This window comes from Gimesia sp. (genome assembly GCF_048260065.1).
Taxonomy (GTDB): Bacteria; Planctomycetota; Planctomycetia; order Planctomycetales; family Planctomycetaceae; genus Gimesia.
This window is the reverse complement of sequence record NZ_JBLXHC010000003.1, coordinates 33880-51231: the sequence shown is the minus strand read 5'-3', so window position 1 is coordinate 51231 and position 17352 is coordinate 33880. Positions and strand designations below refer to the sequence as shown.

13 protein-coding genes and 1 tRNA gene are annotated in these 17352 nt (G+C 44.5%); 9 read left to right on the top strand and 5 right to left on the bottom strand.

Annotated features, from left to right (window positions below):
- Window positions 1-16: 16 nt before the first annotated feature.
- Window positions 17-1333, top strand: a complete 1317-nt coding sequence (locus tag ACN0YN_RS06355) for a DNA methyltransferase (protein WP_417384160.1) — start codon at window positions 17-19, stop codon at window positions 1331-1333.
- An 835-nt stretch (window positions 1334-2168) separates the two neighbouring features.
- Entirely contained in the window at window positions 2169-2597 is a 429-nt protein-coding gene (locus ACN0YN_RS06350) for a hypothetical protein (RefSeq protein ID WP_417384159.1), read from the top strand.
- A gap of 328 nt (window positions 2598-2925) precedes the next feature.
- Here ACN0YN_RS06350 and ACN0YN_RS06345 read toward each other — a convergent pair whose 3' ends face one another.
- Together ACN0YN_RS06345 and ACN0YN_RS06340 are read right to left on the bottom strand one after the other, a co-directional pair.
- Entirely contained in the window at window positions 2926-3510 is a 585-nt protein-coding gene (locus ACN0YN_RS06345) for a hypothetical protein (RefSeq protein ID WP_417384158.1), read from the bottom strand.
- Between the two features lie 4 nt (window positions 3511-3514).
- A complete protein-coding gene (locus ACN0YN_RS06340) occupies window positions 3515-7480 on the bottom strand; it encodes an HD domain-containing protein (protein WP_417384157.1) in 3966 nt (1321 codons plus the stop codon).
- 273 nt (window positions 7481-7753) lie between these two features.
- Between ACN0YN_RS06340 and ACN0YN_RS06335 the strand changes: the two genes are divergently transcribed.
- Window positions 7754-7915 carry a hypothetical protein gene (locus ACN0YN_RS06335; RefSeq protein WP_417384156.1) on the top strand — a complete coding sequence of 54 codons (162 nt, stop codon included), beginning with the start codon at window positions 7754-7756 and terminating at the stop codon, window positions 7913-7915.
- Window positions 7916-8195: 280 nt separating this feature from the next.
- Here the strand turns inward: ACN0YN_RS06335 and ACN0YN_RS06330 are convergent, their stop codons facing one another.
- Entirely contained in the window at window positions 8196-8588 is a 393-nt protein-coding gene (locus ACN0YN_RS06330; RefSeq protein WP_417384155.1) for a hypothetical protein, read from the bottom strand.
- A 111-nt stretch (window positions 8589-8699) separates the two neighbouring features.
- Window positions 8700-8984, bottom strand: a complete 285-nt coding sequence (locus tag ACN0YN_RS06325; protein ID WP_417384154.1) for a hypothetical protein — start codon at window positions 8982-8984, stop codon at window positions 8700-8702.
- Window positions 8985-9703: 719 nt separating this feature from the next.
- Here ACN0YN_RS06325 and ACN0YN_RS06320 point away from each other — a divergent pair.
- The 6 genes from ACN0YN_RS06320 (at window position 9704) to ACN0YN_RS06295 (ending at window position 16995) form a co-directional block, all read left to right on the top strand.
- Window positions 9704-11545, top strand: a complete 1842-nt coding sequence (locus tag ACN0YN_RS06320; protein ID WP_417384153.1) for a hypothetical protein — start codon at window positions 9704-9706, stop codon at window positions 11543-11545.
- Window positions 11546-11895: 350 nt separating this feature from the next.
- On the top strand, window positions 11896-12522 hold the full coding sequence (locus ACN0YN_RS06315; protein WP_417384152.1) for a DUF2293 domain-containing protein: 627 nt from the start codon (window positions 11896-11898) through the stop codon (window positions 12520-12522).
- 77 nt (window positions 12523-12599) lie between these two features.
- A complete protein-coding gene (locus tag ACN0YN_RS06310; protein WP_417384151.1) occupies window positions 12600-13586 on the top strand; it encodes a hypothetical protein in 987 nt (328 codons plus the stop codon).
- A 14-nt stretch (window positions 13587-13600) separates the two neighbouring features.
- Entirely contained in the window at window positions 13601-13957 is a 357-nt protein-coding gene (locus ACN0YN_RS06305; protein ID WP_417384150.1) for a hypothetical protein, read from the top strand.
- On the top strand, window positions 13954-15414 hold the full coding sequence (locus ACN0YN_RS06300; RefSeq protein ID WP_417384149.1) for a recombinase family protein: 1461 nt from the start codon (window positions 13954-13956) through the stop codon (window positions 15412-15414). Before ACN0YN_RS06305 ends, ACN0YN_RS06300 begins: the two co-directional genes overlap by 4 nt.
- Window positions 15415-15492: 78 nt before the next feature.
- Window positions 15493-16995 (top strand): recombinase family protein, encoded by a 1503-nt coding sequence (locus tag ACN0YN_RS06295; RefSeq protein ID WP_417384148.1) that lies wholly within the window; start codon window positions 15493-15495, stop codon window positions 16993-16995.
- Here ACN0YN_RS06295 and ACN0YN_RS06290 read toward each other — a convergent pair.
- A tRNA-Pro gene (locus ACN0YN_RS06290) sits at window positions 16977-17050 on the bottom strand. The two genes, ACN0YN_RS06295 and ACN0YN_RS06290, sit on opposite strands and share 19 nt — an antisense overlap.
- Between the last annotated feature and the right edge of the window lie 302 nt (window positions 17051-17352).

The following is a 17352-nucleotide window of genomic DNA, read 5'->3' as shown; positions in this document are numbered from 1 at the left end:
TTATGGAATCTTAATCATGAACAACGAAAACCAGATGATCCTCGACAATTACCCACCCCAAGACAAGGGGATGTTCCAAGTATTGGGCTGGATGTCGAAATCCGAGTTCGCTGCTCTCCTGCAAAGTATTCAACAACAGCAACAGGTTCAGGTGCCTATCATTCAAGACTGCGACGGGAATATCCTCGATGGTCATCATCGACAATTGGCTCACAGCATTTTGAAAATTAAAGAACCGCTCAAGGTGCAAACAGTGGGACAAATGACTGAGAAGGAAAAACGTCGTTTTGCACTTTCAGTCAACCTCGTTCGTCGCCAGATCAGCCGCCAGGAACGCCGCCGAATTATCGGCAATGAACTCAGGAGTGATCCAGAAATGTCGAACACACAGCTTGCGGAGATTTGCGGTACAACCAAAAAGACAGTGAGGAGCGTACGGGATGAACTCGTGGCAAAGGGGGAAATTCCACGAATGGAACGTACCCGCCGTCGAAATGGGGGGACATATCCTTTGCCGCATATTCTTACACAGAACAAGCGAACCACTGGTCGAGCCCAGAAAGCAATGAAACAACTTGGCGATGATGTTCCACGTAAATCGATGACTGTGCGAGATGCTGAGGGGCTGGTTCGAAGGAAGCGAAGGGAACAGAGAATCAACTCCAGCGTTCCAAGCCAATGTTTAAAGGGAGTGAAATTGTTCCATTCGGATTTTCGTGACCTGAACATGACCGACCAGTCCGTTCGACTGGTTATCACGGACCCGCCCTATGCTAAGTCAGCACTGCCTTTGTGGGAGGATCTGGGAATATTTGCTGCACGAATCCTCGCACCAGGCGGCGTTTTAGTCAGCTACACAGGGATTTCTCATCTTCCTCAAATCATGTCTGCACTGGCAAAACATCTGGAGTATGTCTGGACAATCTCTCTCTTGATTGATTCGGGAAAGACTTACATCCGACATATTGGCGGACGAGGCGGGTGGCGTCCGATTGTCGTGTTTGCGAAGGGGCCATACCAAGGGCGACAGGGATTCACTGATCTTCGCTGGGCTCACAAAAAGGAAAAGGATTTCCACGACTGGCAACAGCCGCTCGATGTTTCCCGTGATCTTGTCGAAATCTTCGCAGATCCAGGAGAGATGGTTTGCGACCCTTTTGGGGGAAGTTTTACCAATGCTATAGCTTCTTACGAACTCGGGCGTCGTTTTATCGGCTGCGATATTGAGGAGCAAAACGTTCGTATTGGTCAGCATCGGCTGGCCGAGGTTATCAAAGATGCGAAGGAAGGGAAAGCAGTCGCTGGCAAGATTGCTCCTCCTACGACTGCATGAGTAGGGATTCATCCGAGGTATCGACGCTTATGACAGAAAATATATTGAAAAAAACGAATTTAATTTAATGCACTTTTTTCAGTTTTCCAGATCACTGGAGACAAAATAGGAGATTCTCACAATGTCGATCTTCAATTTCGGAAATCTGAGTGCGGACATCTTTTGAAGAATACTACTTCATTTCCTTCAGGGCGTCTTCAGTCTTTTCTATTTCTACACCGTTGTTTTTTGAATTTCCTCTGTTGCCGTTGTGTTTAAGGTCGAGTCAGAGAAGTTGCTCTTGAGTTAGTTTTTAAAAGATGTATTTTTCTAATCACCATTCGTAAAGCAAACGATGACCATGACCACAAAAATTGGAAACAATCCTATGATTGAAAAGTATTACTGGCGTAAATGTCTCATTAACAATCACTTTTTCATTTGTCCAACTTGCAACTCGAAGGACATCGAAATAGGGGACGTAGAAGTGGATGAAGACAATCTAGCACTCCAATTGTTCTGCTGGGATTGCGAGACAATCAACGATCTCACCGTTCCAAAATCTGAAGTTTCGGAGGATTGACCTGTATGAAGACCGTTGGTAATCCTTCTCTTAATTTGTGTAATGGCTGAAAGAACTCTGATACATCTGACTCATTTGAGTCGGCTGTCGCACTTTTTAGAAGTGCGTGGGTAGCAACGATGTTGCAAGTAAAACCCTTGTTGAGTGGGGAAATCCCACGCTTGCAGGCAAGGTCGTGGCAGGTTCCCCCGTCGCCTGTTACGTAGCCGATTGGCATGCCGGTCATCCAAGACCGGAAGACGGGTGTTTTTAAACCTTATTCTCAGAAAAGAAATGAAAATGACAACGTTAGGCGAACTCAAAGAAACCGGAAGATGCAAGCTGGAATCCGTCATCAGAATTATCTGTCCACAAGAGGATGGCACACTTTTCGAATTCCATGCAAGCTGTTGTGGATCAGAGCAACAGTCAGATGATATGCTCAATACGATACGCAAGATTGTTATTCACGGAGATGGTGAGCGAAAAGTAAAGCCAGTCAGCTCAGCGGAACGAGACCATGTAAGTACCCTGATTAGTGAGAACCCACAGTTGAAAATACTTTTCTGTGGTGTGATTCAATGTCCTAATAAAACTTTGCTGTTTCCGGCTACAAAATGCTGGGTGATTCGACGGAAAGACGGATCAATCTATCAAATCCATCCAGCGTACTGTGAGGCATTTGCGTACAAATGTTTTGCAGAATTGTATAACTCTGAGTAATCGCCCACTGATGAGGCTTGCTAACCTGATCAGTTGGTGTGACTGTCAGCAATGATGCACGGTTGGATTCTCCCAGGATCACCAATTTGGCGAGAAAGCGTGTTTTCCCTGAGCCTTCGGCACCTAAGAGGCATGCATAAACTCTGCGGCTTTGCCTCGATATCTCCGCTACATTTTTTGCACAATCTGTCGATAAAATGCTTAACATTTCTTACTTATCGCCTATATCTCCAGTAGCCAGACACTCAAGTCGTCCTTGTATTATCGTTGAATATGCCGGATGCTCATCCATATTTCAACTTGTAGTGTTTAAGTTCATTGTCTGTTTTCAAGTTTTTTTCAATAAACCACAATTCGCAATAATATGCCAAGTAAGCACTAATAGCAGTAAAACTTCGAACACTGCTATTGTAGTACCCATAACACCTAGACTCAAATAAGATTGGCTCAAAGAAAGAACAATAAAAGTTACTCCCGCAATTGGAAAGGCAAATAAATCAATAATTAATTGCATTAGTTTTCTAGCAAATCTATTTTCATCTGTTCGGTGAAGGATTTCCCATTCAAATGGAGCACAGCGATCTAAGCCTTCAATTTGTTGCATTTTCTGTTTTAAATTTAGTTCTACATATCTTGCAATTTGAGTTATCACACGATCATTTATGCAATAAGTCCATCCTAAAATAATTGTAATCCATGGTCCGGCTAATAATGCTAATGCACGATCTGCATTTACTTCTAGTTGCTCTAGCGAAAAGAAACTGTATCCCAATAATGCACCAAGAGAACCCAATGTAACGTAAAGTAAGTTGTCTCGAAAACCAATCCTTGCGGATTGTTCTGACTTCAATGCTTGATACTCACGAGAAAGTGATTCAAACTGAAGCCATGCCAGATGTTGTTCTTGTTGCATTAATCTACTCCTCATTTTGTTTCTGATCAGGCATTTCCCAAACAGAAACTTTCTCTCTATTTTTTGTAATTAGATCAATTTGTTTATGTATCGAGGGGTAATACTTCTTGATGTCTTTGAATGCATCTTGATGGTGTGGATAGTCATGTGGTAAGTCTATTTCGTCATCTGTCCACTTCGAGCAAATATCAATGATATCAGTGAGAAATCGAGTATTTCCTGCTGCCCTGTAAACATCGCCTCGAAGTTTTTTATAAAAAAGTCGCCATTCAGTATTCTTCGCTTGATCCGAGTAAATTTTATAGTAGATGGTCATTTGAATAAGGGCTTCTAGTTTATCTAAGAAGTTTGCGATACGACCATTAATCTCACTTTTATCGCTGGCCTCCTCAACACAATCCCAACCTTCAACAATTGACTGAAAACCGCTAATACCACTAAGTGTTCCAAGAAATGAAAGTTCTTCAATGAATTCCTTCTCTTGTGCAGAACGTGTACTTTGATTTGGCATGGTTGATGGTCGATCACCAGTGAAAGCTTCAGCAACATCATGAATCAAAAGTAAGCGAATAATCTTATCTTTTGAATAAGTTTCCCTATCTGGTAATTCTAAAATCTGAGGAGGCTGGTCAGGTAACAATACTTCTGCCAAGAGCATAGTCCCCCATGTATGTGAAGCAACAGATTCAACTCTGCCTTTAAGTTTTAACTTTCGCATCCATCCAGACCGTGGCGTATCGTATTTTAATTCATACATCTTTGAAATATATATGAAAGGTGTAGTTCGCTCCTCTGGTTGAATAAAGTGCTGAGTCATCCTTGCATATGGTGTGACGGGTCTGCTTGTGATATTTGTAGAATTGCTTTCAACATCGGTTTTTTCCAAATACTCTTTTAATAGGATTCGCATTCTCTCCCGACACTTATCTTGACTCTGATCATGCCCCATAGTCCATTCTATTTTTCCGTCTGGGACAACACCTTTATTTTCTCGTATATCACCTTCTCTTTTTTCTTGCTCCATACGATTTCGCATTCGCTTTTGACGCTTATTTGCTAAAGCGCATAATGTCGCCATTTCAATGTCAAACAGTTGATGATGCTGAGTTGAGCCTGACCTTATAGAATCTTGAAGCCGAGGCTCTAATGCGTCTAATGTGTGCGAGTATGGTTCTAGAGTTTGTTTCTTTTTTAATGTATCTTTTCTGTCTGACAAATGACTTGTGAATTTATAATAAAAATCAGTATCTCCATAATATGCTAGATGGAATTCACTAATGGTATCGCACCAATCCTTATTACGCATTTTTTTCAAAAATTCTTTTGATAGTTTGATTTCATCATCATTGGAAGAGGGGCGATACAACAGACTAATAATGAGTGAGCATTGCAACATGTTGAATCTTAATCTGTCTTCACTTTTCGTGAGATATTTTTCCCCAAATGCATTCTCAAAAACTTCCAACGAAGAGAAATAGTTATCATATAATCTCCGTAGTAACGATTTCGCATCTAAGTCTTTAGAATCCAGCCTACCTAGTAAGTAACATAAATGGGTAAAATCAAACGAGGTCAATACATCGTTACTATCACAAATGCATTCAATTGCTCTGTATAAGTCTTCTTTTTTCTGAGCCGAAAGGTGATTGATAATATTTTTGCAATGCATGTTAGTAATATCATTGAACAATTTTCCGTCTAGCCCAGCGAGTTTCCATTTCCTTACTGCGTTCTTAACAGCATTGACCGGATAAGAATCAGTTGTTACAGATCTTTCGGGGACTTCAACGCCAATTCTTTGTAATGTAAGAATCACATACCGAGCATGAAAATAAGTTCGAATAATTGGATGGCCAGTTAATAACCCCCAGAATTTGATGCGATATCTCTTTGCCGCTAATTCAGCGTCCTTTGGTTCTCCACCTTTACTCAACACATCTTGAGCATAAAGATACTGAGAAACCAAAAACAACTTGGCATCTACATCAACTTCTGACTCCGGTGAAACATCTAAAATCCTTGCCTGAATTTCTTTCCTAATGTATGCTTCCAAAGCAGATGTGAAATTAGTTTTTTTTGTGTAGTTGGCAGTCGCAATAATATTGAGTCTGAAAAGATCCAGTCTATGAAGGCCTACTTTTAGTACTCGCTCTTTCAGCTTTGTTTTCGTGAGATTAACTTTTAGATCAGTATATTTTTCAACATTCAGTATCATATTATCATTGAGAAAAGTGTGAAGGTCGATAAAACGATCACAAAAATCATCTGATTGATTTATGTTTATTGAATTGAAAATTAAGGAAATATTTTCGGGTTCATCTGGATCAACAGGAACTTCTTGACTACCTGACTCAGCTTGGGTCGGTGCTCTTTCTTCTCTATCTAGAAACCCTATTCCAAAAAGTTTGATACCCGAGATCTGGCTGATCCGGTGTAAAAATTTTTCCTGAAAATCAGGTACTTTATCACGTGGATGCTTATCGTATCCGTCTGCAAATAAGTAGAGAGTCTCATCCTCTTTTAATTCACCTAATTTATTAATCATTTCAGTCATTCTCACGACTGCGTTAGTCTGAGTCTCGTCCTTATCTTGTCCCGTAACCTCATCGCACTCGTGGAGATTTATATAGTTGACTTTTATTTTATCATTGTTCTCAAATTCTCTTTGTGCCATCAGAGCTAGTAATGAAAGTAATGAACTCTTACCTGAACCTGGTGGACCAAATAATGGACATTTAGTGATGAGAGATTCTTCAGCACTCATTGATTTGATGAAATCCCATAGTCTGTCACACAATTCCTCTTCTTTCTCTTTTTCATCAAATCCTATAGCTTTAGCTAGAGCATCACTTGTTGTAATCAAACATGAAAATAGACGTGAAAAATATTTAATTGATTCTTTGAATTTATCAGCGGACAAGTCTTGTAGCGATTCAATGTGAGGAGAGAGTTTAGACGCCCAATTATATTTCGAAGTTTCAGAAGATTTATCCCTCATACTATTAAATAGAAATTTCATATTAGGGTCGAGTATGCCAGCTTTTACCATATGCCAGGTAAAGGATGCGGCTGTCTTACAAGCATATTTTTTCCAGTCATCCGTCCGAACATATCCCACAATATCGCTAATAGCTCGTATAGGTAATAGATTTACTTTAGGTCCAAATATACTGATTGCATCATAAACCCCAGAAAGTTCCATCTCGACAGCATATGTATCTTTGGCCTTATCCAACCATTTTTTCATTAGATCAGGATCTTTCATGAGAACGTTTCCACTGAAAGCGGGTCCTGCAGTAATTAGAGGTAAGCGCTTAGCTTGCTCTTCTGAAAAATGATATGAAACTGTTTTGTGAACTTCCTTCCTCCAACGAGTAACTCCATAGAAAGACTTATTTTTATATGTTTTAGTTAGCTGGACTTGAGGTCGGTCCATTCCCAAAATTTCTTTGCTATTCCAGTTATTCAAGAAAGCATTATTCTCAGTTAGCTTTGCGATAAAATCAACATGCTTGCCGATAGGGCCTCCACCTGTTCTATATAGAGAATCTTTACCATCTAGTGCTGAACTCACCGTCATGTCATGCATGTAGTTAGTAAGATAAATATCCCCAAGTGTAAACGACATTTCAGGAACACCTCCAGCAATCCCACAGAGTAGCACCCATTGAAGTTTGGGAAATGATTGAAGTGCTAAAGTTGTCATTGATTGTGCAGGACCACTTCCCTGCTTCCTAATAAATAGCGTTGCTATATGCCATTCGTGACCACTACTATCCTGCAACTGGGAGTAATCATAATATTCTTTATGTTCAAGCCTTTTTTTCTTTCCAACAATCCTTCCAGTTGGTTCAAAAAATGAATTGATAGCATCATGTTCTTCATCGATAACAGTGATAATGAGAAGATTAATTATATTCTTCATTTCAGAGAGAGAATATATTTTCTCAGAGAGAGGATCTGTTTTCATCCAAGGTTGCTCCCGATATGTAGGTCACAGTTCATAAATCTGACAATGACTAAGGTGCCATAGTGTACACGGGTGGCTGGTCAGTTTAAAGGGCACTTACTATGAAACGATAGAGTTGAAGTTGAAGTTTCCCGCAAATAGTGGTCGCTTGGCTTAAATTATATTGCTTGCTCAAATATTTCGGAACTCATTGAAATTCTCTATGCAGGAACTGGTTTTCTACACATCCGCCGAGAAGTCTATCGCAAGATTCAGGAAAAGTTGAAACTTCCCATGTGCAATGAACGTTTCGGCGAAACCATGATTCCTTTTTTTCATCCGATGCTTTATCAGCGTGATGATGGCTACGATTATTTGGCGGAAGATTATTCCTTCTGCCAGCGAGCCCGTGATTGTGGCTTTCAGATCATGGCAGACACTACAGTCTGGCTCTGACATGTCGGAACTTATGCTTATGGTTGGGAAGACGCTGGGAAAGAACCAGAACGATTTGTCTCGTTCACGTTGAATTTTAATCAATAAAGTTCGTGCTTTGGCGTATCGAATCCGAGGTCAATCGGCAGCATGAATGTCATAACTGGTTAGTGAGCGTCAGATTGGACAAGCCCCCGCTCGAAGTAGCTTTGAGCAAAGGCGATGTCCATATATTCTGAAATCTGTGAAAGTGTAACTTCCAAGCGAGGACAGCCTGTCGGTCAAGGCCCTAACAAGCAGGCTATTTCGGTTTCGCCAAGACCAGTTCTCCGGTTTCGTTGCGAATGAGACAAAGATCGGATTCTTCATTTTCAGGGCAGGGCTTTACAACAACTTCTTCAAAAGTGATCTGGCTTTGAATATCACCGGGAGTCCATTCGACGTACTCGCACGTGTCCCATAACATTGATTCCAGTTCACTTCCGTCGAGTTTCTGGATCTCTTCCATACTGGCATCTGTCGGGAGTTCGATAATTGCTTCGGTGTGGGTCTGGGTGACTTCTTCACCAAATAGAATCACCTTGATCTTCTTCGAGGGAGTTTTCGGTGTCTCTTCACCTAGCTGGCTCTTGGCACAGTTGAAGTAGTCTTCACACGCATCCTCATAGGTTATCGATTTTGTCGTTACTTTCATGATATTTCACCTTCATATCTATATCGTCTCAATTTCGCCTGTTAGTCCTCTTCGAGTATAGACGTCAGTGTGCGTCTGCTTCATGACTTAAATACAGGCTGCGTTTTTGGGTCAGTCGTAAGGTACCGCCAACTTCTCATCGATGAGCCGCTGGATCAAGTCATTTGGTCCAGCAATCGTCAATTCCTCTACGTCAAGTTTCAAATCATCCTCGCCAAAACGTTCGACTTCTTCTGCAAGTTTTCGGAGCAGATCGACATTCCATTGGAGAAAGTTGGCCTGATCCCGCAAAGCCTCAGAAATGGGACGCCTTCCTTTGCGATAGTAATCCCAAAGTCCGTTGCAATACTCGTCGTAACATACGTCGATTTTGCAAATATTATTGTCAGTTTTCATTATGTTGTTTCTTTCACTAATCACCACACTGGTTGTCGAGATGACTGAGCATCTATTTTAAATCGTCTGAAGTCCGCCATCGTTTTAGGGGGAAATGGATATATTCGTCGCTGCGTCAGCTCGTTTCAACATGCTAGATTCGCCCAACGCATACACTCCATAATGAATGCCTGACGGGCTTCGAATCACGCTTGGAAATTGTTCCAGGCGTTCATGGCAAACGAAAATGTCTTTTGAGATGCGAGGCACTTAGTAGCTGGCGTGATGCTCGACCTTGCGTTCATGCATACGGCACGAAGGACGGGAGCATTCTGGTCGTCAACTATCGTTGGGTGCCTCAATGTTGATCGAATCTTAGCGCATCAGTTGTTCAAACTCAATGCCGACATTGCCGGTAACAGAAATTGGTGCCTCTGTACAACAATGCAAGCCAATCAAGTGGATAGCGAAGTTCTAACTCAAGAATAATGTATCGGCTACAAATAGGGTGAATACCATTTTCTGACTTTACTGAAGCATTCTTCAATCTCTATTTCAATAGGCAGCTAATAAGAACTAATGACAAAAGTAAAGCCCGCCAGCTTTCGCTGGCGGGCTTCGGAACGTTCACGGGCAAACATGAACTATATTAGTTAGAGTCTGTCTGCATACATTCTCTTCATAAGGTCGGCATTTTTTTGGAATGCTAAGACTATTATACTGTGGAGAGAAAGGAACGAATGGGCATAACAAGTACACGTTTTTTAAGATCAATTAAATGGCACGCAAATGGGAAGCGGCTCACAGAATCCAGGGCAACAAATGCTCTGTCCCGTTGGCTTTACCAAGGGCATGGAGAAAAATATTTGTCTCTTCCGGTTTGCGAAGACGGAATTGGCCGATCTCCAGATTCCAATCCATATCACTTTAGTTGTCCCGACACTCGCAAGAAATACGCCCGATGGATTCCTTTCAAAGACCACGTCACCGGTGATCGCAAAGGGATCGTCACTGATGCAGAAACCAAGCTGGTCCCTTTCATCGCCGTTGATATCGATCGGCACGATGCATCAGTTCCTTCTGAGCATCATCAGAAGATCGTCATCCAGATCGGGCGTCATTTACGCAGAATTCCTCATGTCAAGTGGATCTCCGAAGTCAATCCTAATAACGGTTCTGCCAAGTTCTTCGGCTTCAGAAGTGCTGGTGATCATTTCCTGTTAAAGGATGCACAATCTCTGGCTTCTGATATCCGGCATGAACTGATCGAACTAGGATTTTGCCACAACGGCAATATCGAGGTCTTCCCAGACAACTGTAAAGCCGTCTTCTTGCCTCTCCGAAGAGACAAGATCACGATCGCTGACCACGGCATGCTCCCTCGGGTCAACCGTAAAATCAAAGATGTGCGATTCTATGGACAGACGGTCTGGGAATATCTTCGGTGCTACTCGGCTATGCATTTCGTGAACTGGATCTACCAGGGAAACAACTACGATGAGGCAACGCTGATCTCTGCTCTTCGATATTCATGCGCAGGACTGTCCGATAAAGTTGCATTAGAGTGTGAGCTTATCGATGAATCGAACGAGATTCTCAAAGCTCGCTCCCCACAGGGGAGCGAGCCTGCTAATAACGTTACTGTTAGGCCGGTAACTGGTGCTGCCAAGTACGATTCGAAAGAGCCCTGTGCATTTCAGCGAAATTGGTCTGCATTATTACCTTATGCCAGAGAGTATTATATGACTAATAAGCGATTGCCTTCGGTCGAGGAAGCCTTAGAGCATTTGAAGCTGAATGGCCTCTATTCAGGAAATTGGATTGATAATGAAGGACATCGTTGGCAGCGTGTTACCGACATCCTTGGCAAGATCGCAGAAACATTTGATCCATCTCTGGTCCAGGGGAACCAGTCGGTCATACTTGATCCTGGTATTCGTTTTTGGTGTCGCCGTCATTTTCCTAAGGGAATTGTTGGCCACCGTCGCAGAATCAACCAATTCGACATGACCGCCGAAATTCAGGAGATTCGAGTTCCAGCCCGATTTGTCGAGCAGTGCATAGGCGTAATTGCTTTCTGCTTGGAAGATCACTTGGAGAACAAGGCGCTGCCAGTCAATCGAATCAAGGCTATCTGGAATTTGATTGAAGATACTCCAAGCTGGAACCAGACTTACTTCCAAGTTGTCCGCAATCATTTGGAGAAGATCGGGGTAGTCAAAATCTTCGACAAGAACCACCAGATCGGAAAAGCATGGAGATGGGAGAAGGGTGATAACTTCCCAACAATAATACAGGATCAACATTCTGAGAAAAGAGTTCGTAGGGCTGGGACTTCAAACAACGGGCGACTGAGCACCGCAGGTGCGAGGGAGTGGGTAGGGAAGGGTATAAGAAAAGAAAGAATACATAACTCCCTGTATCATTCGCTGCGATCAAATTCAGGTACAGTGATGCAAAATAGTCTGCATCGAGGTCCACCGGAAACGATTTCGATCAAACGACAACTTTTTCACATCGATCGAATCAAATTAAGCCGCTTAAAGAAGTCGGTTGTAAGGAAAGTACGTCAAACAATATAAAATGTAGATTGAAATATACTGTGGCAAATCAATGAAGCATTCTACAATATTTTCGAGTGCCATTTTATTTCATGACTGTAAACCGCAGTCGATCCAAAAGACATCACTAAATTCAGTCGGTATTCCTTTTCGTTTTCACTTTTGATAGTTTCTCTCTCAGTGCGGGAGGGCGATCGGCAACACGGAGTTGTCAGTAGCGGTTCCCAAATCACTTTCATATTCGAATCAGCAAAGCTGCTGATATCAGAGGCTGCTGGCGGCCACTAACAAGCCCTGTATGGGCTCACTGCGATATTCCGAGTTTTTTCGGGGTATTCCTGCACAGCCTCTGCTCGTCAAGGAAGACGAACATGTACGAGAAAGAAATAAAACTATGGGACTCTTCACAAGAGAAGAAGATCCCCACCAATTATGAGTTCGTTAGTAGCGGAAATCGCTACCTTACGACCACCATGAAGAAGTTGTGCCGAGATCAGGGTACCTGCATCTATTCAAGGATGAAGAAAGGACCAAAGTTCAACTTCGCAACAGGTTACTTCGTACCTCGGGATGTAGTTGTGGAAGCAGAAACACGCCGAGTAGAATCAGCTGCTCGGCGGGAAAAGCAGCGAATGAAGGCTGCTGTTTATCGAGTCAGGCGGGAAGCGAAATACGTCAAGGAATTCCGAGAGGTAATCGTCAAACAGTTTCCTGGCCTTCCAAAATCTGAGGTCGAATCCGTGGCCGACCGAGCATGCGAGGTCGGGAGCGAACGGGTCGGCCGCACCAAGCAATTGAGCCTCGATGAGAAGGTTCGATTGGCGGTTGCTGCCCACGCACGGCATGAACACACCAATTACGAGGAATTGCTGGACGACACTTGGACTGACGAGGAATACCGTGAAGTCCGTAGTCGTGTTGCCCCTGAAGTTGATTCGATTCTTGAAACCTGGCGGTCAGGTAAGCATGTTTCGATCGACAACGGAAAAGAAGAATAAGGACGGAGCAAGCAATACGCCGCCGCCATCGGCGGCGGCGTATCGTCTATCAAGCACCATTCAAGGATGAATACCCAATGAACAAGAACCGACTAAAACAACTGCCTGGGGCCGACCAGGAACTTTTGCAGTTCATCGACGAACGAAGTGCTATCGTTCAAAAGCGGGTGGCCTCTGTCGCTCAAGGGTACACACACGCTTTCTTCGTCTGGGGGCCAGGCGGGCATGGAAAAAGTCATGCGATTGCCCAAGGGTTGAAGCAGTATGCTGCTGACTTTCGATATTACAATTCAGACATGTCCGCACCTGGGCTCGTTGAAGAGCTTTGTAAATATCACGAGTCGATCCACTTCCTGGAGGATATGGAACAACTTTATAAGGATGCCAAAGCTCAGGGTGTTCTGCGATCAGCCTGTGCTTCGCCGAATGGTAAGCCACGGGTCGTGACCTGGACAAACAAGAAAGCAATCATACGTTTCCCTTTCAAAGGCGGGATCATTATCGCTGCCAATCAACCTCTGAAGACCTATGGAAATCTGGGTGCGATTGCATCTCGGTTTAGCCCTGTTGAATGGCGATTGTCCGATCCCGAATTGGGAGTAATGATGAGGTACATCGCCACTGGCGGATTTGAGCACAATGGTCAAAAGCTGACTGCTTCGGAGTGCCTGGAAGTAGCTGACTTCCTAGTAGCTGAAATGGAAGTTCGAACACGGGAGACCAAAGTCGATCTTCGGACATTTACCGAACAAGCACTACCAGATTTCCTTCAATGGAAAAACGAAGGGGGACTTAGCTGGGAATCGATCGTCCGTAGCCGCATCCAAGGGGAACCTGTTGCCGAACGACGGTCCGAGCGGGTTGATCGACAGAGACATGATGCGGTGCTTGCTTACCTGCAAGGCAACAACACCGATGAGCGTCTTCTCCTGTTTCGAGAGACAACCGGGCTGGGAAGAAGACCGTTCTACGACCGAATCAAAGAAGCCAGGCAATGCGGTCTGTTCGAGCAAATTACTACGGTGAATTGCGAAACTGTGAATGATAGACCAAACGACATTTGACAAGGAAGGATGAAATGAAAGATCAAGGACGACCAACAACAAAAAGAACAAGACCTTGCGGCAAGGAGATCTTCGACGCCTCGGAAGAGATGCAAATGCATTTCTCACAGTGCTTCCAATTTTCGGTGATTGATTTGGATACACATCGAGACCACACGATCGACATGGGACAGGTTTCAATTCCGCCAGGTACAGCGGATTGGATCACAGACGAATTTATCCGAAACACAATTGATACATGGCAACCGTATTCGAAGCAAGATATTGATTTCGAAGCTGCCATTGCAATTCTCATCAACATGGGGGAACTGCTTGAATTGCCGATGGAGCAAGCACTTAACATCGACTCAAAGCAAGGATGTCTATCATGAAACGTTATTTAGCTCTGGCACGGGTCAGCAGTCGGGAGCAAGAGCGTGAGGGGTTTTCGCTCGACATCCAGATTGACGGATTGAAACGCTATGCTGAACAGAACGGCGGTGAAATTGTCCGCATGTTTCGCATAGCTGAGACAGCATCCAAAAGTGAAGAGCGCAAGGTGTTCAGCGAATTGCTTGCCTATGCCAAGAAATACGCTGATAAGATCAACGGTGTTCTTTTTTACAAAGTCGATCGAGCAGCACGAAACCTTCGAGATTTTATCGCACTGGAGGAACTCGAAAGCGAGTACGGCATTTCATTCATTTCGGTGACTCAAACGACAGAGAACACCCCTGCTGGTCGGATGATGCGCCGGACTTTAGCTAACATGGCGGCTTTCTATACGGAGCAGCAGTCAGTGGATGTGCGAGAAGGATTGGCCCGTCGTGTCGAGAGTGGACTGTTTGTCAGTCGAGCGCCGTTCGGTTATCGGAATGTTCGTGTTCATGGCCGTGGGCTCATTGAAACCGAATCGGGGAATGCAGCAAAAGTTAGGAGAATTTTTGAACTGTATGCCTATGAATACATTTCTGGCGAACACATCCCAAGTCAGCTTGAGGATGAAGGCGTCACCTGGCTCCCATCAAAACCACGGTTCAGCGTTTCTAAGATCTACTCGATCCTTTCCGACCGATCGTATATCGGCGAAGTTCGATTTCGGGGAAGGTGGTCTCCAGGCACGCATCAGCCAATCGTCGATAACGATACTTGGTCCAGAACACAGGTGCTGTTGGGAAGGAAGAGCTATCGCTCACATGCCATGACCTATGCGGGAAACCTCATCACATGCAGCTATTGCGGACGTCCGATCAGCGGCGAAGTCAAATCGAAGAAAACTCGCAAAGGCGAGTCTCGATACGTCTATTATCGATGTGCCCGGTACACTCGCTCAGGGCATCCAAGGGTTCGGGTTCGAGAGGAAGAGTTCGACTTCCAAGTAATGCTGATTCTTTCACGCATTCATTCATGGCTGCAAATCGCAGTGCCGCAATGGATGCACCGTGTCGCCGAACAACAGACAAAAGCCGACATTTCGGAGACGATCGCTCGAACCAAGGATTTGAAACGACAAAAGTCGCTGGCTTTCACCCAGCAGGAACAACTATTGAATCTTCGCCTTGCCGAAGAAATATCTCCAGATGATTTTGTGGCGAAGAAATCTGAAATTGGACGACGAATAGAATTGCTTCGTGTGGCGATCGACGATTTGGAAGCTCAACAACGTGAACCCTTGGAGCGGAGCAAGAGCGCCCACCTAATCATCGGCAAGATTCGTAGACTCTGGCATGACGGCGACTTCACCTTCAAACGGAGGACGCTCGAACTCCTTTTCGATGGCTTTGTTCTCGAAGATACACGACTGATCCCAAGGTACAGGACACCATTAGAACTATTTCTTACAGAATAGTAGTTTATTGTTGCATATTGCCATCTCAGAGTGAAAATGGACTTCGTCAATCGGCGAAGTGTTTTTTAGGGATGGACGATGATGAATGCAAAGAAGCGATATGTGGCACTGGCTCGGGTTAGCAGCAGAGAACAAGAGCGTGAGGGGTTCTCTCTGGATATCCAGGTCGATGCCCTTCGGCAGTATGCCGAGCGAAACAACGGTGAAATCGTGCAGTTGTTTCGTATCGCAGAGACGGCATCCAAGCATGACGAACGCAGTACATTCAAGGAACTGATGGCGTTCGCACGAAAGGATGCTCACAAGCTCGACGGGCTGCTTTTCTATAAGGTCGATCGTGCTGCTCGGAATCTTTTCGATTACGTTGAGCTTGAGCGACTCGAATCCGAGCATGGTGTTCAATTCATTTCCGTTGCCCAACCAACCGAAAGCACTCCTGCCGGTCGGATGCAACGACGAATGTTGGCGAGTATGGCCAGTTTCTATACCGAGCAGCAGTCTCTTGATGTGAGGGAAGGGCTTGAACGCCGAGTCGAAAATGGTCTCTTTCCGTCTCGGCCGCCGTATGGGTATCGGAACGTGCGAATTGATGGTCGAAGTATTATCGAGCTTCATCCCGAGAACGCCATCAAGATCCGTCGTATCTTTGAATTGTATGGCTATCACAATCATACCCTCGACATGATCGTAGAGACTCTCCAGAAGGAGGGCATTCAATGTCTCCCATCGGTCTCCAAATTCGGTCGGAGCAAGCTCTATACCATCCTGACCGACCGCTCATACATCGGTGATATCAAGTTCCGAGGCCAATGGTACCCTGGAACTCATGCACCGATCATTGAGCGGCGACTTTGGGATCGAGTGCAGTCTCTTCTTGGTCATAAGGTCTACAAGCAGCACCAGATGACTTACGCCAGCGATTTGATCAGGTGCGGGCATTGCGGTTCGCCGATCACTGGAGAGCGGAAGACTAAGATGACAAAGGCCGGGGAGCGAGAATACATGTACTATCGCTGCGCCCGGTACCATAAAGGGGACCACCCCCGCATTCGCCTCACCGAGAAGGAACTCGATTCTCAGATGCTCGCCATCTTCGATTCACTTCGTGTGGACGATGACGACTTCCGTGACCTGATTCGAGAGGAACTTCGACAGGCGACCAACTGGGACGAGCGTTCTACAGCAAACAAAGCGAAGCGACTTCAGGAAGAACTGGTTCAGATTCGTGACCATCAAAACCGGCTTCTAAACCTACGAATGCTCGAAGAAATTGACGCCGATATGTTCGCCTCGAAGAATCAGGAGCTACGAGACCAGATTGTCAAATTGAAGATGGAAATCGAGGTTTGTGACCGTGGCCGCAATGAAATCATCGATATTGCAGTGAAAGCGTTTGAACTTTCGCAAAGCCTTCGGGAGAAATGGTTTGAGGCAGATTACTCTGCGAAACGTCGTCTCCTCGAAATCATCTGTTTGAACTATACACTCGATGGCGTAAGTCTAGGAGTCACAATGAGAAAACCCTTTGACCTACTGGCCAAAGGGCTTGTTTTGAAAGATAGTCGGGACGACAGGATTTGAACCTGCGACCTCTACACCCCCAGTGTAGCGCGCTACCAGGCTGCGCTACGTCCCGATTGTTGAGAAGCTCTGGCTGAGGAGCTCAGAGTTCTATAACTTGCTGTTGATACGCACTTTATCGCACGCTCGGACCAGAAATTCAAGATAACGGGCCCACTTACCCGCTTTTGTCTGCAAAATAATTTCCTGCATACCGCAAATCTGCTGTTTTTACGATCAATTTCGAGTATTGAAACAAGATCCAGTGAAAAGGTTCGTCGTTTTTCCGACTTGAGATCTTAATTGTTGTGTGTTTATAAGTCATAATAATCAAGTAACTTACGATGGACGGGGAAAATTGGTCAGGGAGAAACAGGT